The sequence below is a fragment of the Mesorhizobium sp. P2_E7 genome (assembly GCF_056403855.1).
The window spans coordinates 959,646-977,505 of sequence record NZ_JBFUER010000001.1; the positions used below are offsets into that span (position 1 = coordinate 959,646).

At 62.2% G+C, this 17,860-nt stretch carries 21 protein-coding genes; 13 read left to right on the forward strand and 8 right to left on the reverse strand.

What is annotated here, in order from left to right; all coding sequences use genetic code 11:
- Positions 1-3: 3 nt before the first annotated feature.
- The 4 genes from AC1DYC_RS04880 to AC1DYC_RS04895 are packed head-to-tail and all read right to left on the reverse strand — an operon-like array spanning position 4 to position 4,493.
- On the reverse strand, positions 4-501 hold the full coding sequence (locus tag AC1DYC_RS04880; RefSeq protein ID WP_477404409.1) for a 2-thiouracil desulfurase family protein: 498 nt from the start codon (positions 499-501) through the stop codon (positions 4-6).
- Positions 502-537: 36 nt separating this feature from the next.
- On the reverse strand, positions 538-1,467 hold the full coding sequence (kce, locus tag AC1DYC_RS04885) for a 3,5-dioxohexanoate:acetyl-CoA acetone transferase (protein WP_477404411.1): 930 nt from the start codon (positions 1,465-1,467) through the stop codon (positions 538-540).
- Positions 1,468-1,477: 10 nt separating this feature from the next.
- Complete coding sequence (locus tag AC1DYC_RS04890) at positions 1,478-2,851, reverse strand: aminotransferase family protein (RefSeq protein WP_477404413.1); 1,374 nt, start codon at positions 2,849-2,851, stop codon at positions 1,478-1,480.
- 1 nt (position 2,852) lies between these two features.
- On the reverse strand, positions 2,853-4,493 hold the full coding sequence (locus AC1DYC_RS04895; protein WP_477404415.1) for a N,N-dimethylformamidase beta subunit family domain-containing protein: 1,641 nt from the start codon (positions 4,491-4,493) through the stop codon (positions 2,853-2,855).
- 154 nt (positions 4,494-4,647) lie between these two features.
- Here AC1DYC_RS04895 and AC1DYC_RS04900 point away from each other — a divergent pair, with 154 nt between their 5' ends.
- The 3 genes from AC1DYC_RS04900 (at position 4,648) to AC1DYC_RS04910 (ending at position 6,520) form a co-directional block, all read left to right on the forward strand.
- Positions 4,648-4,896: a ParB N-terminal domain-containing protein gene (locus tag AC1DYC_RS04900; RefSeq protein ID WP_008875526.1), complete on the forward strand. Its 249-nt coding sequence runs from the start codon at positions 4,648-4,650 to the stop codon at positions 4,894-4,896.
- Between the two features lie 139 nt (positions 4,897-5,035).
- Complete coding sequence (locus AC1DYC_RS04905) at positions 5,036-5,521, forward strand: SRPBCC family protein (protein ID WP_477404417.1); 486 nt, start codon at positions 5,036-5,038, stop codon at positions 5,519-5,521.
- A gap of 42 nt (positions 5,522-5,563) precedes the next feature.
- Positions 5,564-6,520: an alpha/beta fold hydrolase gene (locus AC1DYC_RS04910; RefSeq protein WP_477404419.1), complete on the forward strand. Its 957-nt coding sequence runs from the start codon at positions 5,564-5,566 to the stop codon at positions 6,518-6,520.
- A 52-nt stretch (positions 6,521-6,572) separates the two neighbouring features.
- Here the strand turns inward: AC1DYC_RS04910 and AC1DYC_RS04915 are convergent, their stop codons facing one another.
- The gene (locus AC1DYC_RS04915; protein WP_477404420.1) at positions 6,573-7,607 is read right to left on the reverse strand and encodes an isopenicillin N synthase family dioxygenase; all 1,035 of its coding nucleotides are present in this window, start codon (positions 7,605-7,607) and stop codon (positions 6,573-6,575) included.
- Between the two features lie 199 nt (positions 7,608-7,806).
- On the opposite strand from AC1DYC_RS04915, the gene AC1DYC_RS04920 reads away from it, so the two are divergent.
- The 4 genes from AC1DYC_RS04920 to AC1DYC_RS04935 all read left to right on the forward strand — a co-directional run bounded on the left by AC1DYC_RS04920 (position 7,807) and on the right by AC1DYC_RS04935 (position 10,548).
- Positions 7,807-8,205 (forward strand): GFA family protein, encoded by a 399-nt coding sequence (locus AC1DYC_RS04920; protein ID WP_477408173.1) that lies wholly within the window; start codon positions 7,807-7,809, stop codon positions 8,203-8,205.
- A 118-nt stretch (positions 8,206-8,323) separates the two neighbouring features.
- A complete protein-coding gene (locus AC1DYC_RS04925) occupies positions 8,324-8,515 on the forward strand; it encodes a hypothetical protein (protein WP_112561471.1) in 192 nt (63 codons plus the stop codon).
- Positions 8,516-8,802: 287 nt separating this feature from the next.
- On the forward strand, positions 8,803-9,873 hold the full coding sequence (locus tag AC1DYC_RS04930) for a glycoside hydrolase family 25 protein (RefSeq protein WP_477404422.1): 1,071 nt from the start codon (positions 8,803-8,805) through the stop codon (positions 9,871-9,873).
- Positions 9,874-10,044: 171 nt separating this feature from the next.
- Positions 10,045-10,548, forward strand: a complete 504-nt coding sequence (locus AC1DYC_RS04935) for a DUF2314 domain-containing protein (protein ID WP_477404424.1) — start codon at positions 10,045-10,047, stop codon at positions 10,546-10,548.
- Between the two features lie 162 nt (positions 10,549-10,710).
- Here the strand turns inward: AC1DYC_RS04935 and AC1DYC_RS04940 are convergent, their stop codons facing one another.
- A complete protein-coding gene (locus AC1DYC_RS04940; RefSeq protein ID WP_477404426.1) occupies positions 10,711-11,616 on the reverse strand; it encodes a LysR family transcriptional regulator in 906 nt (301 codons plus the stop codon).
- A gap of 104 nt (positions 11,617-11,720) precedes the next feature.
- Between AC1DYC_RS04940 and AC1DYC_RS04945 the strand changes: the two genes are divergently transcribed.
- Positions 11,721-11,894 (forward strand): hypothetical protein, encoded by a 174-nt coding sequence (locus tag AC1DYC_RS04945; RefSeq protein WP_477404428.1) that lies wholly within the window; start codon positions 11,721-11,723, stop codon positions 11,892-11,894.
- Between the two features lie 39 nt (positions 11,895-11,933).
- A complete protein-coding gene (locus tag AC1DYC_RS04950) occupies positions 11,934-12,542 on the forward strand; it encodes a class I SAM-dependent DNA methyltransferase (RefSeq protein WP_477404430.1) in 609 nt (202 codons plus the stop codon).
- 28 nt (positions 12,543-12,570) lie between these two features.
- Here the strand turns inward: AC1DYC_RS04950 and AC1DYC_RS04955 are convergent, their stop codons facing one another.
- Entirely contained in the window at positions 12,571-13,512 is a 942-nt protein-coding gene (locus AC1DYC_RS04955; protein WP_477408175.1) for a phosphoribosylaminoimidazolesuccinocarboxamide synthase, read from the reverse strand.
- 250 nt (positions 13,513-13,762) lie between these two features.
- Between AC1DYC_RS04955 and AC1DYC_RS04960 the strand changes: the two genes are divergently transcribed.
- Both AC1DYC_RS04960 and AC1DYC_RS04965 read left to right on the forward strand, forming a co-directional pair.
- Complete coding sequence (locus AC1DYC_RS04960; RefSeq protein WP_477404432.1) at positions 13,763-14,737, forward strand: DUF3592 domain-containing protein; 975 nt, start codon at positions 13,763-13,765, stop codon at positions 14,735-14,737.
- Positions 14,738-14,761: 24 nt separating this feature from the next.
- On the forward strand, positions 14,762-15,373 hold the full coding sequence (locus tag AC1DYC_RS04965; protein WP_477404434.1) for a hypothetical protein: 612 nt from the start codon (positions 14,762-14,764) through the stop codon (positions 15,371-15,373).
- Positions 15,374-15,412: 39 nt separating this feature from the next.
- On the opposite strand, the gene AC1DYC_RS04970 is transcribed toward AC1DYC_RS04965, so the two are convergent.
- The gene (locus tag AC1DYC_RS04970) at positions 15,413-16,381 is read right to left on the reverse strand and encodes an MBL fold metallo-hydrolase (RefSeq protein WP_477340285.1); all 969 of its coding nucleotides are present in this window, start codon (positions 16,379-16,381) and stop codon (positions 15,413-15,415) included.
- A 172-nt stretch (positions 16,382-16,553) separates the two neighbouring features.
- Between AC1DYC_RS04970 and AC1DYC_RS04975 the strand changes: the two genes are divergently transcribed.
- Both AC1DYC_RS04975 and AC1DYC_RS04980 read left to right on the forward strand, forming a co-directional pair.
- Complete coding sequence (locus AC1DYC_RS04975; protein WP_477404436.1) at positions 16,554-17,420, forward strand: LysR family transcriptional regulator; 867 nt, start codon at positions 16,554-16,556, stop codon at positions 17,418-17,420.
- Between the two features lie 153 nt (positions 17,421-17,573).
- On the forward strand, positions 17,574-17,825 hold the full coding sequence (locus AC1DYC_RS04980) for a hypothetical protein (protein ID WP_477404438.1): 252 nt from the start codon (positions 17,574-17,576) through the stop codon (positions 17,823-17,825).
- The last annotated feature ends 35 nt before the right edge of the window (positions 17,826-17,860 follow it).

Genomic DNA, 17,860 nt, shown 5'->3' on the forward strand with positions numbered 1-17,860 from the left:
GGATCAGGCCGCGGTTCCGGCTGCGCCGTTCAGGAGATCGTCAAGGTCGCCGATATTGTCTTCCGAAAAGACGCGAATGCCGTTCGCTTCCAGGAGTGCTGTGGTCGTGCCGTGGCCGGCCACGCGTTTGCCCGAAAAACTGCCGTCATAGACGAAGCTTGAGCCGCAGGACGGGCTGCCGTCGGTGAGAACCGCGTAGCGACATCCTGTTTCCCGGGCGAGGTCGAGCGCAATCTGCCCGGCTTCGAGATAGAGGGCGGTCACATCGTTTCCCGTCTGTTCGACTACCTGGCCTTGGCCGTGTAGCACAGCACCGGCTGCGCCGCGAATTTCCGCCGGGGGACGCGGCGTGGAGAAACCTGCGGCAACCTCCGGGCAAATCTGCACGACCCGACCCTCCGCCTGCCACCGCGTCAATACGGGATGGTTGTCGAGACGGTAGGAGCCGTTGTAGCGGACGTGGCTGCCAAGCAGGCAGGCGGAGACCAGAATCTTTTCCATGTCAGCCTCCTTTTACCACGCGGTCCTGTGCAAGCTCTAGAAGGCGACCCGGTCGCCGCCCTTCAGCGCCAGCATTTCCCTTGCCTCCGCCGGCGTGGCGACGTCCAGCGACAGCCCGTCGAGAATGCCGCGAATACGACGCACCTGGTCGGCGTTGGATTTCGCCAGCTGGCGGCCGTCGTAAAGACTGTCCTCCAGCCCGACGCGGACATTCCCGCCCATCGCCGCCGCGATCGAGATCAGCGGCATCTGGTTGCGGCCGGCGGCGAGCACCGAGAACTGGTAGCTGTCGCCGAACAGTTTGTCGGCGATGCGCTTCATGTGGACGAGATTATCCGGGTCGGCGCCGATGCCGCCCAGAATGCCAAGCACGAACTGGATGAAGAGCGGTCCGGACACCAGCCCGCGGTCGCGGAAATGCGCCAGCGAATAAAGATGGCCGACATCGTAGCATTCGAACTCGAAGCGCGTACCGCAGCCCTTGCCGAGCTTTTCGAGCACGCCTTCCATATCGGCAAAAGTGTTCTTGAAGATCGTGTCGCGCGTGGCCTCGAGCAGCTTCGGTTCCCACTCGTGCTGCCATTCGCGTGGCTTGTCGAGCATCGGGAACAGCGCGAAATTCATCGAGCCCATGTTGAGCGAGCACATTTCCGGCTCGGCCCGCAGCGGTGCCGCCAGCCGCTGGTCCAGCGTCATCAGCGACGAGCCGCCGGTGGTGATGTTGATCACCGCATCGGTCGCCTGCTTGATGCGCGGCAGGAACTGCATGAACACCTCAGGATCGGCCGTCGGGCGACCGTCCTTGGGATCGCGGGCGTGCAGATGCAGGATCGAGGCGCCGGCTTCCGCCGCGGCGATGGCGTCCGTGGCGATCTGGTCCGGCGTCAGCGGCAGATAGGGCGACATGGACGGCGTGTGCACCGAACCGGTGACCGCGCAGGTGATGATGACTTTCCTCGGCGCCATCTTCTGTCCCTCAGCCTTCGACGGGCAGGTCGAGTTCGGCGGCCAGCACTTCCAGCGAGTCACCGATGATGGAAATGATCTCGCCGACCTGCTCGGCCGTGACGATCATCGGCGGCGCAACCATGAAATTGTCGCCGTCGACGCCGCCCTTGACCCTGCGGCCATAGATGATCAGTCCGCGTTCATAGGCGAGGTCGAGCAGGCGCTGGGTGGCTTTCTTGCCCTGCTCGATCGGCCGTAGTGTCTCGGGATCAGCAACCATCTCGGCGCCGGTGAGCAGGCCCTTGCCACGCACGTCGGCGATGAACGGAAAGCGTTTCGCCAGCCCTTTCAGCCCATCCATCAACACGTCGCCCATGGCGGCAGCGTTGGCGATCAGGTCGAGCCGGTCCATTTCGCCAAGCACGGCAAGCCCGGCGGCGCAGGCGAGCGGATTGCCGGCATAGGTATGGCCATGCTGGAAACCGCCCGATGCCAGCAGCGGCTCGACCAGCCGCATTGGAGCGGCAAGCGCGCCGAGCGGCGCGTAGCCGGAGCCCAGCCCCTTCGACAGCGCGACGAGATCGGGCTTGCAATTCCAGTGGTCACCGCCGAGGAATTTCCCGGTGCGTCCGGCGCCGCTCATCACTTCATCATGGATGAGAAGGATGCCGTAGCGGTCGCAGATCTCGCGGATGCGCGCATAGTAGCTGTCCGGCGCAACGAGGGCGGATGTCGCCGCACCCCCGATAGGCTCCATGATGAAGGCGAGCACGCTGTCAGGCCCCTCAGCCTGGATTTTCTCCTCCAGCATGTCGGCATAGCGGATGCCGCGCTGTTCCATCGAAAGGTTGTCGCGGTCGCGCCAGGCGGTTGGGGCCGGCACGGTCGGCATCACCCGCATCATCGGCGTGAAGGTTTCGGCTAGCGCGTCGTCGCCGGTGATCGACAGCGAACCCAGTGTGCCGCCATGATAGGAGGGAAAGCGGGTGATCACCTTCCAGCGCTTGGGCTGACCGGTCGCGACCGCCCATTGCCGCGCCAGCTTGATGCAGGATTCCGTCGCCTCCGAACCGCCCGAGACGAAGAAGATGCGGTCCATGCCTTCCGGCAGTTTGCCCGCGAGTTCGCGCGCCAGTTCCTCCGCCGGCTCGTTCTCGAAATGCAGCCGGTAAGCGAAGGTGGCGCGGTCCATCTGCCGCTTCATGGCGTCCAGCACGTTGCGGTTGGAATGGCCGATATTGGCGACCATCGGGCCGCTCGACCCGTCGATGAAGCGGCGGCCGTCCTGCGTCCACATATAGATGCCTTCGGCGCGGTCGATCAGCGGCCGGCGCAGGCTGGAGAGGTAGAACAGATGCGAGGGGGCGCGCGCTTCTGAACCGGTGGATGAGGGCTTCTGCATGTCAGGACTTTCCGAGATAGCGGTCGATTACATTCTTGGTCACGCGTTCGACCATCGGGTCCTGCCTGAGCAGGCCGGCGACCCATTCGCAGCTTCCGGCATGAAAGACCTCGCCCTTGCCGCACGGGAAATTGACGATCATGCCGTTGCCGCGTTTGACTTTTTCCAGATTGGCGTCGGTGGCTTCGCCAAATAGCGTCTCGGCGGTGAAGCGGCCATCCTCGTCCGTCAGGAACTGGTCTTCGATCGGGATGTCGGCGCTTTCCTCGACCTGGCTCGCCATGCCGACCGCCAGCACCTGCAGGCCATCGGGCGCGCCGCTGTCCGATGTCGGGTAGGGCAGGCCGCCGCGGATCTCGAAATCGAGCCCGTCGACTTCATAGCCATAGACATGGCTGTCGGCGCCGAGCAGGTCACCATAGTAGATGCCGGTGCCGGCAAAGGCCCAATGCTCCGGACGGTAGACGGGGAAGCCGCGCACGCCGCGCGGCGCGCAGCCGCCCCAGCCGGCATAGACGCCGCGTGTGGCGTTGAGGCCGAAGGTCAGTGCACCGGGACGGCCGATCTCCGGCGCTTCCCAGGAATTGGTGGCGCGGGTAACGTCACCACCGCGATAGGCAGGGTCCTCGGCGCGTGCGCGATATTTGTAGCAGACCTGCCGGCGGCCTTCGTCCTCCAGCCTGGTCTGCCACATGAAATTGCCGGCAAAGCGCGCGGCGTGGCCGCCGCGTGTCACATAGGCATCGACCGCGTCGCGCATTTCCCAGGTCCAGTATTCGTCATGGCCGACGAAAACGACGCAGTCATAGCCGTCGAGAATTTCGGGCGAGAAATGCAAATCGTGCTGGCTGGCGAGATCGACGCCGTAGCCGGCGCGCTCGGCAAAGCGGAAGAAGTGGCTGTCATAGCTTGCCCAGCCGGATGACGTGTATTTCTTCGAATGGCCGGTGGCATAAGCCCATTCCATATGCGGATAGCGCGGCACGGTCTTGGGCGGCACCGCGACCTCCAGCGGCACCCGCGGCGCATCCTTGGGCAATACGACGAAGCCACGGCACCACGGCCGCTGCGTCGACACCATCGTTGCATATTGATTGCGGTTCGGCCCGGTGATGCCCTGATAGTGGTTGGAGCCGCCCCAGGTATTGTAGGAAAGCCAGGTTCCGGTCGCCGCCACCTGCAGCACCCGGCCGGGTTTTCTGCCGGGTAAGGGAGCGACGATGATGAGATGGTGGCATTGGATCGGCTTGCCGTCACGACCGTCCGCCGTCAGCATGAGGCGATAGGCGCCGGACGGCCAGTCCTCGCCAATGCGAAATTCGAACGATGCTTCCCAGCCACAGCCTTCGACCGAGCACTGGTCGGGGCTGTCCTGCCAGCGCGCCGACAGGCTGGTCTGTTCGAAGACTTTTGTCTCGGTGCCGCCATCTCGAATGACGACAATGCTGAAGCTCGGCGCCTTCGAACTGACATGCAGCGTCACGGTCTCACTGGGCCGGTAGGAAAATCGGTCCGAATAGCACCAGATCTCGCCGCGCGCGCCATCCATCCCCGGCCATTCATAATAATGGCCGCGCACCGCCTCGCGGCGCTGCTCGGGCGTCAGTCCGAAATCGGGAAACTCGGTCGGCAGATGGGTCATGGAAACCGGAAACGTGACAGGCCGCCATTTCGGCTATCTCCCGGCCAAGCGTCAAATGGAAACGATCGGGCCAGCAATTGCTTAGCCGCTCTTGGCCGCACCCGGCAAAGCGACTATCTCAGGCAAGGCGGTATTGTCCGCCTCGGGAGCCCGTATGCTTAGAGTGCAGAAGGTCAAGGTCGACGACATCTACGTGCCGACGGCGCGCAAAAAGACGCTGCATCCCGAAACGGTCCGCCATCTCGCCGAGGACATACTGGAAAACGGCATGAAGACGCCGATCCAGGTTCGCCACGACGGCAAGCGCCATATCCTGGTCGAGGGACTGCACCGGCTGGAAGCCGCCAAATGGCTCGGCGAGACAGAAATCGACGCCTATCTGGTGCAGGCCAAGCGCCACTGAGGCGCACCCTTCGACCGATCAACAACAGCCGGCCGATCATCGCTCCGCAGATTTTTTCGCGGAGCGTGTCGGTATGCGGCGTGCTCGCCCGTCCTTGGGGCACGAACCCAAATCCAGCCCATGAAAACGAGGAGATCCCATGACCACCAAGCTCGACATCGCCCCCGCCAACGACCGCGAACTGGTGCTTGCCCGCGTCATCGATGCGCCGCGCCAGAACGTCTACCGCTGCTGGACCGAGCCGAAGCTGGTGACGCAATGGTTTGCGCCCAAGCCGTGGACGGCGCCGCGCGCCGAAATGGATGTTCGCAGCGGCGGCTCCAGCCTGGTTGTCATGGCCGGTCCCGACGGCAACGAGTTTCCCAATCCCGGCGTCTTCCTCGACGTCGTCCCCGGCGAAAAGGTCGTCTTCACCGATGCCTACACCAGCGCCTGGGAGCCGTCCGAAAAGCCGTTCATGACTGTGGTGCTGACCTTCGAGGACGAAGGCAACGGCAAGACCCGCTACATCGCACGGGTCAGGCACTGGAACGCTGCCGACCGCGAGCAGCACGAGAAGATGGGTTTTCACGAGGGCTGGGGCCAGTGCACCGAGCAGCTCGAAGAACTTGCCAAGAGCCTTTGATTCCGCCCCCCCTTTTTTGACCGGACACCGGAGGAGACTGACATGTCCAGATCGACCCTTTTCGCCATTCTTGCCTCGGTCGCTGCCTTGCTTGCAGCGCCCGGCCCAGCCAATGCAGAGGAGACCAAGCCAGCCATGACCACCGAAGCAACAGCCATGCCAAAACCGGAAAAGTCCGGCCTGCTGCCGATCGACGGCCTGAACTACTACTATGCCGTCTACGGCAAGGGCGAACCGCTGCTTCTGCTGCATGGCGGCCTCGGCACGTCCGACATGTTCGCGCCGCTGCTGCCGAAGCTGGCGGAAAACCGCACCATCATCGCCGTCGACCTGCAGGGCCATGGCCGCACCGCACTCGGCGAACGTCCGTTCAGCCTGGAGGGGATGGGCGACGACATGGCGGCAATCGTCAAGGCGCTCGGCTACGACAAGGTCGACGTGCTCGGCTATTCGCTGGGCGGCGGCGTTGCCTTCCGCATGGCCGTCCAGCATCCCGAAGCTGTGCGCCGGCTGGTTCTGGTTTCGACCGGCTTTTCTCCCAATGGCTTCTATGACGAGATGCGTCCGCAGCAGGCGCAGGTGAGCGCGGCGGCGGCCGATTTCATGAAGGACACGCCGATGTACAAATCCTACGTCGCCGTGGCGCCGCGGCCGCAGGATTTCCCGAAGCTGCTCGACACGCTCGGCAATTTCATGCGCAAGGACTACGACTATTCGGCCGATGTCGCGAAACTGAAGATGCCGGTCATGCTCGCCTATGGTGACAGCGACATGTACAAGCCCGAGCACGAGATCAAGTTCTACCAGATGCTCGGCGGCGGCTTGAAGGATGCCGGCTGGATGCGTGAGAACCTGTCGCAGAACCGGCTGGCCATCATTCCAAACCGCACCCACTACGACGTCTTCTTCGCACCGGAATTGACGGCTGCGGCGCTGCCCTTCCTCAATGGCGAGACCAAGGTGAAGACCTGGGACGAGGTCGTCAGCGAAACGAAATAGTTCTGTCGAATGTTGAAGCCGGCCGTCTCCAGCGAGACGGCCGGTTTTGTGCCTACGAAGCCTTGGCGCGGCGCGGCTCACGCAAATGCTTGATGCCGCTCATCTCGACGAAATTCGTCGCCTGTTCCCAGAGATAATCGCCATAAAGGAACGGCTCGAACGGGGCAGCACCCGCCAGCGGCAGCGGCGCGATCTCGGCATCGACACGCGGTTCGTAGAAGAACGGGATCGAATAGCGCGCCGTCTTCGGTGCAATCACCCTGTGCCGCGTCGCCCGCACCCTCCCGCCGGTCCAGCGTTCGAGCAACTGACCGAAATTGACCGCCAGCGTGCCGTCGGCGGGCGGCACGTCGATCCATTCGCCGGCAAGGTTTTTTGCCTGCAGGCCCTCGACGCCGTCCTGCGCCAGCAGCGTGACAAAGCCGGAATCGGCATGTTCGCGGCCGATGATGGTGCGCGTCTCGCCCTTGTGGACGACGGAAAACTCCGGCCCGCTCAGATCGATGCCGCTGCTGGCATCGCGCAACGGATAGCGGATCAGCCGCAGCGTCGAGATGCCGCCGTCGAAATCCGCGTCGAAGATTGTCTCCGGCAGGCCGAGGCCGCGCGCGATCGAGCGCATGAGCGCATTGCCGAGCGCTTCCATGGCCAGATAGTACTGTGCGGCCGCCGCGCGCCAACCAGGCAGCACGGCTTCGGTTGGCAATGGCGTCGGCTCGCGCAGAGGATCGTCCGCGTCGCCGGCGCCGGCGGTTTGCGCATGCGCAATGTCCGGCCCCATGTCGATGCCTTCCTTGTAGGAAACGGCGCTCGGCTGCAGCGGGAACCAGCCGCGATAGACGTTCTTTTTCGTGCGGTCGAAATTCCATCGCAGCAGCTTTGCCTTTTCGGCCTCGGGCAAGGCAAAGATGTTGAGCAGATTCGCCCGCTTGTCGCGCGTCAGCCAGTCGTCGCCTGGAAAATCGCGGATCGCCATGAAGCCGATGCCGGAGGCTGCAGCCAGGATCCGCGCATCGGTGCGCTCGCGGTCGGGCGAGGGCGGCCCGAACAGATCCGCGACGGCAATGATTTCGATGTCCTGCGCCACAATTTCCTCCCGGTCGGTCCCGCGCCAAGCAGGCGCGGCGGCCGGCCGGGTGTCAATCCTTCGCCAGCATCTGAGGTTGGGCCAGTGGCGGTCCATCGGTCGTATCAAGGCAATCGATCGCGCCATCAGGGCTTTTCAATTGACCGAAATGTGCCTGTCGTTACCTTCCAGGGATCTTCGGCGTAACGGGGTTCAGATGATGGCGAAATATCAGGGTGGGTGCCATTGCGGGGCAGTGCGCTACGGCACCGAGGCGGCGCCGGTCAACCAGCGCGTCTGCCATTGCCGGCGCTGCCAGAAGGTGATCGGCGCGGCCTTCAACGCGCGTCTGCTGTTTCGCATCGACGACGTCACCGTCGAGGGGCAGGTGGCGACGATCAACACCTCGCCGGACCTCAAGCGCGGCTTTTGCGCTGCTTGTGGCACGACGCTGTTTTCCAGGCGCGACTCCGCCGGCATGGTCGGCATCACCACCGGCTCGCTCGACGATCCCTCGCTGTTCAAGCCCGAGATGCATATGTGGACCGCCTCCAAGCAGCCCTGGCTGCGGCTCGATGACGGCCTGCCGCAACATGAAGGCGCGCCGCCTCCGAACTGACGCCGGCCTTACAAAAAATTAAGCTCGAAAACACGACATAGCCGGCAAAGCGTCATTGGCGGGCCATGATTGGCTGCCTATTTATCGGCTGCGGGTCTGGTATTCGAGGAGACGACCGATGAGCGACAGAATCAACACGCTGGACGAGCTTTTGAGCGATCCGATGGTCCTGCTGGTGATGGAGCGCGACCGCGTACGCCCCGAACAGGTTCGCCTGCTGCTCGAACGAGCGCGTCGCCCTGCTGTTGACGCCGTGCCCCCCGCGCATGTGGTGGCCAAAAGCTGCATGCAGCAATGGCTGGGCAGGTAGGGGCTTCCCCTTCTCCCCTTGTGGGAGAAGGTGGCCGAGCGAAGCTCGGTCGGATGAGGGGTGCTCCAGGGAACGCCAACGCCTCACTCCGCTGGAACACCCCTCAACCGTCTCGGCGCTATCGCGCCGATCCACCTTCTCCCACAAGGGGAGAAGGGAAAACGGTCAAAATTATACCTAACAACTTGATTCAAACTTTATTGGTAATTTATCGTTAGTAATCGAAGCCGGTTTGTCCGGCGGCGTCCTTCTGCCTTCGGTCTGTTGTGTTTTGCGTACAGGTCCAGATGCGGATTTCAGGCGTCGTCGGTTTTATGGTGGCATCGCTGTGCCTTGCCGGCTGCTCGTCCACAGCGGGCGTCGATGCCTTGCAACCGTCGAACGAGACGACCAGTTCGGTCGTGCGGCCAAGAGCGCCGGTCGCGGCGGCTCCGGTGGAGACCGCCGACCTCGCGCCGATGCGGTCCGACATGGTGACCGACAACACTATGGCCGACAATGCGCCGCCCTTCTCCATGGTCGAGGAAGAGGAGGCCATTGTCGCGGACACGCCTTCGGCCGATGGGAACACCAGGCCGCAGCTTGAGCCGGTAGCGCTGACGTCGCCGCCAAAGCGGCTGACGCGTGCGGCGCCGGCAATGCTGGCCTCGCCGGTAACCCGTTACGGGTTTCGTGATGCCAAGCCGATCAATTTCGGCAAGGCGTCGCCGCGCTATCTTGCCGTGCACGGCGTCGACGTCTCGCGCTGGCAGGGCAACGTCAACTGGAGCAAACTGCGCGCCCAGGGCGCCAATTTCGCCTACATCAAGGCGACCGATGGCGGCGACCATCTCGACCCGATGTTCATGAAGAACTGGCGCAATGCCGACGCCGCCGGGCTGAAGCGCGGCGCCTATCATTTCTTCTACTGGTGCCGCACCGCCGGCGAGCAGGCCGACTGGTTCATCCGCAATGTCCCGAAGATGGACGGTGCGCTGCCGCCGGTGATCGATGTCGAATGGAACGGCGAATCCTCCTGCAAGCGGCGGCCTTCGCGCGCCACGGTGCTGGAGAAGATGCAGGTGTTCATGGACAAGCTCGAGCGCCATTACGGCCAGCGGCCCATCATCTACACCAGCCCCGATTTCTACCGCGACAATCTCAAGGGCGCCTTTCTCGATTACTCATTCTGGCTGCGCGCTGTGGCGCGGCATCCCTCAAAAGTCTATCCCGGCCGCAAATGGCTGTTCTGGCAGTATTCCGGTTCCGGCTTGTCGCACGGTGTGACCGGTCGCATCGACCTCAACGTCTTCCATGGCGACGAGCGTGCCTGGCGGGCATGGGCAGGCGGGCAGACGACCGTCGCTGACGCCAACTGAGGGCTTCCCGCAGGGCTGGCGACGATGCCGCCGGCACACCTGCGCCGACGGCCGTTGCGGCGCCTTGGCTTGAATTTTCATCGTCTCGCTAACGATCCGCTCACTCTGTCCTTTAGCGGTATCGCAACAGCCTTCCGGTAACGTGCCCGTGATCGGGTTTCGGAGGGGTCCATGCGCAATCCAGTTGTGGCCATCGCCGTTGTCGCCGCTGTCGGCTACGGGTTTTTCAACTCGCTTTGGCATATGCCGGGTAGCGGCGACACGCTGGCGGAGTCGAAGCAAAACGTCGTGTCTTATTCCACCGAGGACAAGGCGATGCAGGCTGCCAAGGACAGCGGCCGCTCTACTCTCAAGCGCTTCCACGAATTGATGGACGCCGGCACGCCCGGCACCTACACGGTGAAATTCCCGCTGACCCAGAATGGCGCCACCGAGCATATCTGGCTGCAGCTGGTCGGCTACTCCGACGGCTCCTATATCGGCCTGCTCGCCGACGTGCCGGTCAACGGCGACAAGTACAAGATGGGCGACAGGATGACGGTGACTGAGGCCGACGTCGAGGACTGGATGATCAAGAACGGCAAGGTGATCTACGGCGGCTACACCACCCGCCAGGCGCTTGCGGACATGCCGAAGGAACAGGTCGCCAAATACGGGTTCACCTTCAAGGACTGAGGACCTTCTTCCTTCTCCCCTTGTGGGAGAAGGTGGCCGAGCGAAGCTCGGTCGGATGAGGGGTGTTCCAGCTTGGCAAGGACGGCGATCCTTCCAACACCCCTCATCCGTCTCGGCGCTGCGCGCCGATCCACCTTCTCCCACAAGGGGAGAAGGCAAAGCCTATCGCAGCTCGTGCTCGCGTATCTCTGCGGTTTGCGCCAGCACCCAGTCACGAAATACCTTGATCTTGGGGGTGTTGCGGCGGCTCTCCAGGTGCACCAGCCAATAGCCGTCGCCGTCCGATCCAAGCACGTCGAATGGCTGTATCAACTGGACCTTCGCCAAAAGGGCGCTATAGAGATTTTTGGTGAGGATCGCGGCGCCCTTGTCGGTCAGCGCCGCCATCGCATCATAAGCCTGCGTACCCAGCTTCGGGCCCGCGATGATGCGATCGGGCTCGTAAGGCACGCCAGCCGCTTCGAACCAGATTTTCCACCACGGATCGTCGGCACAACACAGCGGCACCTTGTAGAGATCCTCGGGACGATGGATGCCGCCGACGCTCTCGGCGAGCTTTGGACTGAGCATCGGCGTGTAGTCGGCCTTGAACAGATAGTGGGCCGTCAGGCCGGTCCATTTTCCGCTGCCGGTGCGAATGCCGACATCCATGTCGCCACGCGTGAAATCGACCAGGCCATGCGATGTATTCACCTTCACGGCCAGGTCGGGATGCATCAGCTGGAATGTTCCAAGCCACACGGCAAGCCAGTTCGTTGCGAAAGTCTCCATGGTTGTCACCGACAGCACGCCGGTCGCTCCACCCTTGGTGGCGACCCATGCATCGGCCAGCGCCGAGAACGCGCCGGAGGCGTGCGGCGCCAGCTGCTGTCCAGCCTCGGTCAAGGCGATCTGCCTTGTTTTTCTTATAAAAAGCGGCGTTCCGGCGCGTTCTTCCAGCACCTTGATCTGATAGGAGGCGGCTGACTGGGTCATGCCGAGTTCCTCGGCAGCCTTGGTGAAACTGCCAAGCCGCGCGGCGGCTTCAAACACCCGGATGGCTCCTAATGGCGGTAGTTCCCAGCTCATGATGCATCAATCCTCCTGATGCATACTACGCGACGTTCGATTGGAAACCAAGCCCGGAAAACGGCATGTTGTGTCCATCAGATCAAACCCTGGAGGACACGGAAATGACCACCACAATCGCTCTCTACAACACGCTTCGCCGCCCGGTGCTCGACCTCTTCACCGCGCCGTTCAGGCCCCGCAAGCGCAGCCTGCTCGACCACCGCTCACTGTCGGATCATTTCCTTAGGGATATCGGTATGCTTGACGGACGCGTGCCTCCCGGCACCATTCGCTAATCAAGCTGTTTTGACCTGAAAGATGCATGGGAGGGAACGATGACTGTGCTGTCCGAGGATCTGGCCAAGAGCCGCAAAACCATCAACGCCTATGAAGACTGTGCCGAACGCTACGACGCACTGGTCAGGCACGTTCCCAACCAGAGGGAACAGAAATGGCTGCAGCGGCTTGTCGCGATCACCGGCAAAGGTGGCCGGATTCTTGAGGTCGGATCGGGACCCGGATACGATGCGGACTTCGTCGAGGGGCTCGGTGCCCAGGTTCGGCGCACCGACGCGACAAAGCGGTTTCTCGAGCTGCAGGCGGCACGCGGCAAGCACGGTGAGTTTCTCGATCTCATCACCGATGATCTCGGCGGCCCCTATGACGCGGTGCTCGCCTTGTGCGTCCTGATCCATGTTCCGCGCGAGCAGACCGACCAGGTGCTCGCGAAGATAGTAGGGTCGCTGCGGCCGGGCGGCACCTTCCTGGTCTCGATGCGCATTGGCGATGGCGAGAAGAGCGGCGAATATCATACTGTCTATTGGCGCCGGGACGATTTCGCGGCCCGCCTCGAAAGCGCCGGGCTGGTCCTTGTCGGAGACGAATTCAACGTCGGCCGCGATCGCGAGGAGTGGACCACCTTCCTGGCTGTGAGGCCATCATGACGCGCCGCGGAACGCCAGGCAATCGCCGTCAGAAGTAAGGCCTCAAATTCTCGCGAATACGGTCCAGCACCGTCTTTCCCGAAGTATCGGCGACGAAGGTTTTGCCGGTGATGGTTTCATAGGCCTGGGTATAGACCCGCGACGTCTGCTCGATTAGCTCGGCCGGGATTTTCGGAATACGATCCTTGTAGGGATCGCAGCGCGCCGTGACCCAGGCGCGTATAAAATCCTTGTCGAAACTCTGTGGCCGCTCGCCAGCCTCGAAACGCTGCTTGTAGCTTTCCGCAAGCCAGTAGCGGCTTGAGTCGGGCGTATGGATTTCATCGGCAAGGATGATGCTGCCATCCTTGTTCGTGCCGAATTCGTATTTGGTGTCGACCAGGATCAGGCCGCGTTTGGCGGCCAGCGCCTTGCCGCGCGCAAACAGCGCCAGCGCATAGCGCGAGACGGTGTCCCACTGCTCTTCCGACAACAGGCCGCGCGTCAGGATATCGTCGCGCGTCAAAGGCTCGTCATGCCCGCCATCGAGCGCCTTGCTGGTCGGCGTGATGATGGTCTGAGGCAGCTTCTCATTGTCGCGCAACCCGTCCGGCAGGCGGATGCCGTACATGTCGCGCTCACCGTTCTTGTATTTCGTCAGCACCGAAGTGCTGGTGGTGCCGGCGAGGTAGTCGCGAACGACGATTTCCACCGGCAATATGTCGAGCCTCGTGCCGACAACGACATTGGGGTCGGGATAGTCGAGCACGTGGTTCGGGCAGATGTCGGCGGTTTCCTCGAACCAGTAGCGCGCCGTCTGGGTCAGCAGCTCACCCTTCAGCGGGATCGCGGTCAGGATCACATCGAAGGCGCTCAGCCGGTCGGTGGCGATGATGATCCGGCGGCCATCCGGCAGATCGTAATTCTCGCGGACCTTGCCTTTGTAGTGGTTCGGCAATTCCGGGATGAAGGCATCGGAGAGAACGCGCAGTGCTGTCATTCGGTGTCGTGGCTCCCAACGACGTGAGTTTTCGGGGGCGACTATTAACAAAGTCGGTGGCGCTTCGATACCGAACAGGCGGCAATCGCCTGTAGAAAAGCCCGCCAGCCCCTACGCCATCAATCGATCGGCCTGGCATGCCGCCATCCCGAACGTGCCGGATTTTGCGAATAAACAAGACATTGCCGTCGCTGTGCTGTCTATTTGAAGCTTCCTGCAATTCTGGGGGAGCGGGGACGCGGTGGAACTGCAATTTCTGATCGTCGGGTTTGTCTGCGTGGTCGCGGCCGCGCTGTCGCTCATCACTCTCGTCAAATGGCGCGAGGTGCAGGCGATGAGCCACTGGCTGCCGACGCCGGGTAAGATCATCTCGTCGCGCGTCGAGGCGCGCAAGGTGAAGGTGTCGGGCGTCGGCGCCGACAGCGAGAAGGTCAGCGAAGTCAGGAATTTTCCCGCCATCACCTTCGAATACAAAGTGGCTGGCAAGAAATATCGCGGCTCGCGCTACAGCGTGAAGGAAAATCTCGGCAATTTCGAAGTCGATGAAACCCTGGCGCAGTTTCCGACAGGCGCCGAGGTGACGGTGTTTTATAACCCGGCCGACCCCAGCAAGGCGGTGATCGAGCGCACCTTGCCGGACGGCGCCTTCAAATTCATGGTCAAGCTGTCTGCGGGGCTGGTGATCGGTTCCGCGGTGCTGGTGTTTTCCACCGGTGGTGTTCTGAAGGCGATCAGGCCGTTCCTGCCCAAGCCGGAAAGCCTCGGCATCGCGATGGTTCTGTTTTTCATGGGCCTGTTCATCCTGCTCATGGGAATAGCCCAGAAGGTGCTTGCAAGGCGGGCGACAAAATGGCCGGTTGCCGCCGGCCGCATCGATGCTTCGGGACTTGAGACGGTCCGGATCGATGCCGGCTACCAACGCTGGCGCCGCGCCTTCCGGTCCCGCATCATCTACAGCTATGAGGTTGCCGGTCGGCGTTACAGCTCCAGCCACGTCACCTTCGGCGCTGCGGTCGCCGCCTCGCTGGCCGGCCTGGTTCGAGGCCAGTCGCAACGCTATGCCGAGGGCAGCAAGGTCGACGTGCACTATGACCCCGCCAATCCCGCCTCGGCCGTGCTCGAATGCAGGGTGCGCGGATTGTGGGTGCTTTGGGTCTGTTCGATCGGCTTTATTGGTGCTGCGGCCTGGCTGGTCGGGCTGGTGCCTTCACTTTGACAGGATGCAGCGATGAATAGCGCCATGAGGTCGATTGTCTGGGGCTGCGCCCTGTTTGCCTCCGCAGTGATATCAGCCGTGGCACACGCGGACGAGCCGGCGCCGTCGCGTCCGCCGATCGACAAATGCGTCTGGGAAAAACTGGCCGACAAGACCGTCGGCCTTGCCGCCTGGGCGCAGCGCTGCGACTTCGGCTTCCGCCAGATCCATTTCGAATTCGTCGGCAACGCGCTCGCCATCAAATACAGCGATGGCGGCGCGCCCGATCCTCTGGTCGAGCTGTTCGACATCAAATCAGGCGAAACCGCCGAGGCTGCAGTGCTACGCCTGTTGCTGGAAAGAACCGACAGGTCCGTCAGCGCCCGCTGCGTGCTGGCGCCCTACACCGAGGGTGCCGTGCCCGCCGGCGTCAAACGCTACACATTCAGCCCCGACGCAGCCTACGCCAAGGAATTGAAGGCACTCGCCAATGATGAGGTTCCGCAGCCGCCCTGCGGCGAGTGGGGCGAAATGCCCGACGGCATCCAGTATTTCGAGGTGCCGGCGGGTGAGGGGCGCAGGGCGTTGTTCGTCCGGGTGGGGCAGGACGAGCCGTTGTTTGACGAGCAGACGCTGCGGGTGTTGCCGAAGGGGTAGCGCCGGGGCCTCACGGACAGCTCTCTCTGAGGCTGGAGGTCAGAGAACTGTCTTCAAGGGTTCGGGAATGTAGCGGAAGCCTTCGCCGTGCTTCACGACATGGCCAAGGCCAGGCCAGGGAAAATGGTATCCCATCATCCGCGTACGGTCAGATGTCAGCATGTCGAGCATTCGAATGCGCGTTGCGGCTGCCTGCTTGGCGTCCGTATCAAAGACGAATGTCCCGCGAGGATCTTCTAGCAGCAGAACAGAGTGATGCGCGAGATCGGCGGCGTAGCAGAAGGTTTCGGAGCCGGAGGTAATCATGAACATGGAATGTCCTACAGTGTGCCCCGGCGCCGCAAGTGCCTGGACGCCAGGCAGGAATTCCTGGCCATCCTTGTAAAAGACGATCCGGTCGCGCAAAGGCAATAGGTTTCGGCGGGCAGTTTCGATAAGCGGCTTGAGTTGAGAGCCGAGCTTCACTTCGTCGGTCCAGAAGTCCAGGTCGGCTGAGCTGATATAAATTTGGGCGTTCGAAAACACCGCCTGCCCATTGATGTCGACGAGACCACCGCAATGGTCGGGGTGAGCGTGGCTGATCACCACGGCATCGATATCGCTGGGCGCGATGCCAGCCTTCACCAACGTTGAGCCTAACTTGCCGGGAAGCGGCCCAAAGCTTTTAGAAGTTCCGACCCCGGTATCAAAGACGATGAGTTTGTCTCCTGTGTTGAGAACGAGGACGTTCTGCTCGAGGACGATGTCATCGGTCGGCAAGAAATTACTCTGCAGGAGCTTGGTGATCTCTCCCGGTGGAAACCCGTTGAAGCTGGCTGCGGGTTTACCCATCGGTAGAGGTCCATCTGAGACGACCGTCGCCTCAATCGCGCCAATCATGAAACGATGGAAGGCCGGTGCTTGGGTGCCGAGAAGAGGCGCCCGTGCAGCAGCGCGGTTCGTGAGCAATGCACTGCCAATTCCCGCCGCACCCAGCCTCAAAAGTGATCGTCTATCCAATGTCGACATCTCAGGTCTCCGATTTCGTTGTTCTGTTTGAGTGTGACCGGCCTGATATCGGTTGGAACGTTTTGTCAGGCGCGGATCCGCCTGAATATTGATCCGATAGTGTTTTGGAGATAAATAGCACAATACGCCACTTACTCGTAACGAATGGTTTGCAATGGATCGCTTGTCCAGCATGGCTGTTTTCGTAAAGGCCGTCGAAGCCGGCTCGTTCGCCGCGGCAGCTGACGCACTCGACCTATCTGCCCCTATGGTCGGAAAACATGTCAAAATGCTCGAGGACCATCTGGGCGTCCGTCTTATTAACCGTACGACGCGCCGTCAGAGTCTCACCGAAACCGGGCAGTGCTTCTACGAGCGTTGCAAGACAGTGTTGATGGAGGTCGAAGCCGCAGAGGCATGCGCGGCAGAAAGCCGTGCGATGCCGCGCGGCCGGCTGCGTGTGAATGCACCCGTGACTTTCGGCGCTCATTGTCTCGCGCCAATCCTGCCTGAGTATCTGCGCGCCTATCCCGAGGTGTCGGTCGATCTCAGCTTGAACGATCGCATCGTGGACCTTGTCGAGGAGGGCTACGATGCGGTCATCAGGGTCGGGGTCTTGTCCGACTCGACTTTGATCGCGCGTCCTCTGGCGCCTTATCGCTTGGTCGCTTGCGCCGCGCCGAGCTATCTGACTGAACGCGGCACGCCATCGTCACCCATGGATCTTAGTGATCACGAATGCCTTGGATTCGTTCATTGGGCGCCGCGCGGTTCTTGGGAATTCAAAGATGCAAATGGTGCCACGAAAACGGCAGCGATTGCTGCCCGATTGACCACAAACAGCGGTCAAGCCCTCCGCGCGGCGGCACTTGCGGGCTTTGGGATCATCCTCCAGCCGTTCGCGCTTGTGGCGAGAGATCTCGAAGCCGGACGGCTGGTCCAACTGCTATGCGACTACGAACCGCCGTCGCGGCCCATGCACATTCTATTTGCGCCCAACGATCGGCCTGGCCCGAAGCTCCGCAGCTTTGTCGACTTTATGGTGCAGCGCTTCGGATGAAATGACGATGGCATCAACGAGCCGCTCCAGGCCGCGCAGTGTCTGGGTGGAGCGTCTTTTGCGTCAGGCCCTGAATACGCGTTGCCAGATGGGAGAAGCGCAAGGTCCCGCCTTCGAGCGCGAGTCAGCGCCCGCTGCGTGCTGACGCATTACATGGAGGGCACCATTCCCGCCGGCGTCAAACGCTTCACATTCAGCCCCGACGCCGCCTACGCCAAAGAGTTGAAGGCGCTCGCCAATGACGAGGTTCCCGAACCACCCTGCGGCGACTGGGGCGAAATGCTGGACGGCATTCAGTATTTCGAGGTGCCGGCGGGTGAGGGGCGGAAGCTGCTATTCGTCCGCATCGGTCAGGACGAGCCGTTGTTCGATGAGCAGACGCTGCGGGTGTTGGCGGCTGGATAGGCTATTGCAAAAGGCCGTTCCGGCGCCAACCGAGA

What these genes read in the sequence shown, in the direction of transcription:
- kce (WP_477404411.1), bottom strand. Translation starts at nt 1,467, where the DNA reads ATGGCGCCGAGGAAAGTCATCATCACCTGCGCGGTCACCGGTTCGGTG.
- AC1DYC_RS04895 (WP_477404415.1), bottom strand. Translation starts at nt 4,493, where the DNA reads ATGACCCATCTGCCGACCGAGTTTCCCGATTTCGGACTGACGCCCGAG.
- AC1DYC_RS04920 (WP_477408173.1), top strand. Translation starts at nt 7,807, where the DNA reads ATGGCGAAATATCAGGGTGGGTGCCATTGCGGGGCAGTGCGCTACGGC.
- AC1DYC_RS04970 (WP_477340285.1), bottom strand. Translation starts at nt 16,381, where the DNA reads ATGTCGACATTGGATAGACGATCACTTTTGAGGCTGGGTGCGGCGGGA.
- AC1DYC_RS04910 (WP_477404419.1), top strand. Translation starts at nt 5,564, where the DNA reads ATGTCCAGATCGACCCTTTTCGCCATTCTTGCCTCGGTCGCTGCCTTG.
- AC1DYC_RS04940 (WP_477404426.1), bottom strand. Translation starts at nt 11,616, where the DNA reads ATGAGCTGGGAACTACCGCCATTAGGAGCCATCCGGGTGTTTGAAGCC.
- AC1DYC_RS04945 (WP_477404428.1), top strand. Translation starts at nt 11,721, where the DNA reads ATGACCACCACAATCGCTCTCTACAACACGCTTCGCCGCCCGGTGCTC.
- AC1DYC_RS04975 (WP_477404436.1), top strand. Translation starts at nt 16,554, where the DNA reads ATGGCTGTTTTCGTAAAGGCCGTCGAAGCCGGCTCGTTCGCCGCGGCA.
- AC1DYC_RS04980 (WP_477404438.1), top strand. Translation starts at nt 17,574, where the DNA reads ATGGAGGGCACCATTCCCGCCGGCGTCAAACGCTTCACATTCAGCCCC.
- AC1DYC_RS04930 (WP_477404422.1), top strand. Translation starts at nt 8,803, where the DNA reads ATGCGGATTTCAGGCGTCGTCGGTTTTATGGTGGCATCGCTGTGCCTT.
- AC1DYC_RS04925 (WP_112561471.1), top strand. Translation starts at nt 8,324, where the DNA reads ATGAGCGACAGAATCAACACGCTGGACGAGCTTTTGAGCGATCCGATG.
- AC1DYC_RS04905 (WP_477404417.1), top strand. Translation starts at nt 5,036, where the DNA reads ATGACCACCAAGCTCGACATCGCCCCCGCCAACGACCGCGAACTGGTG.
- AC1DYC_RS04965 (WP_477404434.1), top strand. Translation starts at nt 14,762, where the DNA reads ATGAGGTCGATTGTCTGGGGCTGCGCCCTGTTTGCCTCCGCAGTGATA.
- AC1DYC_RS04900 (WP_008875526.1), top strand. Translation starts at nt 4,648, where the DNA reads ATGCTTAGAGTGCAGAAGGTCAAGGTCGACGACATCTACGTGCCGACG.
- AC1DYC_RS04890 (WP_477404413.1), bottom strand. Translation starts at nt 2,851, where the DNA reads ATGCAGAAGCCCTCATCCACCGGTTCAGAAGCGCGCGCCCCCTCGCAT.
- AC1DYC_RS04950 (WP_477404430.1), top strand. Translation starts at nt 11,934, where the DNA reads ATGACTGTGCTGTCCGAGGATCTGGCCAAGAGCCGCAAAACCATCAAC.
- AC1DYC_RS04935 (WP_477404424.1), top strand. Translation starts at nt 10,045, where the DNA reads ATGCGCAATCCAGTTGTGGCCATCGCCGTTGTCGCCGCTGTCGGCTAC.
- AC1DYC_RS04880 (WP_477404409.1), bottom strand. Translation starts at nt 501, where the DNA reads ATGGAAAAGATTCTGGTCTCCGCCTGCCTGCTTGGCAGCCACGTCCGC.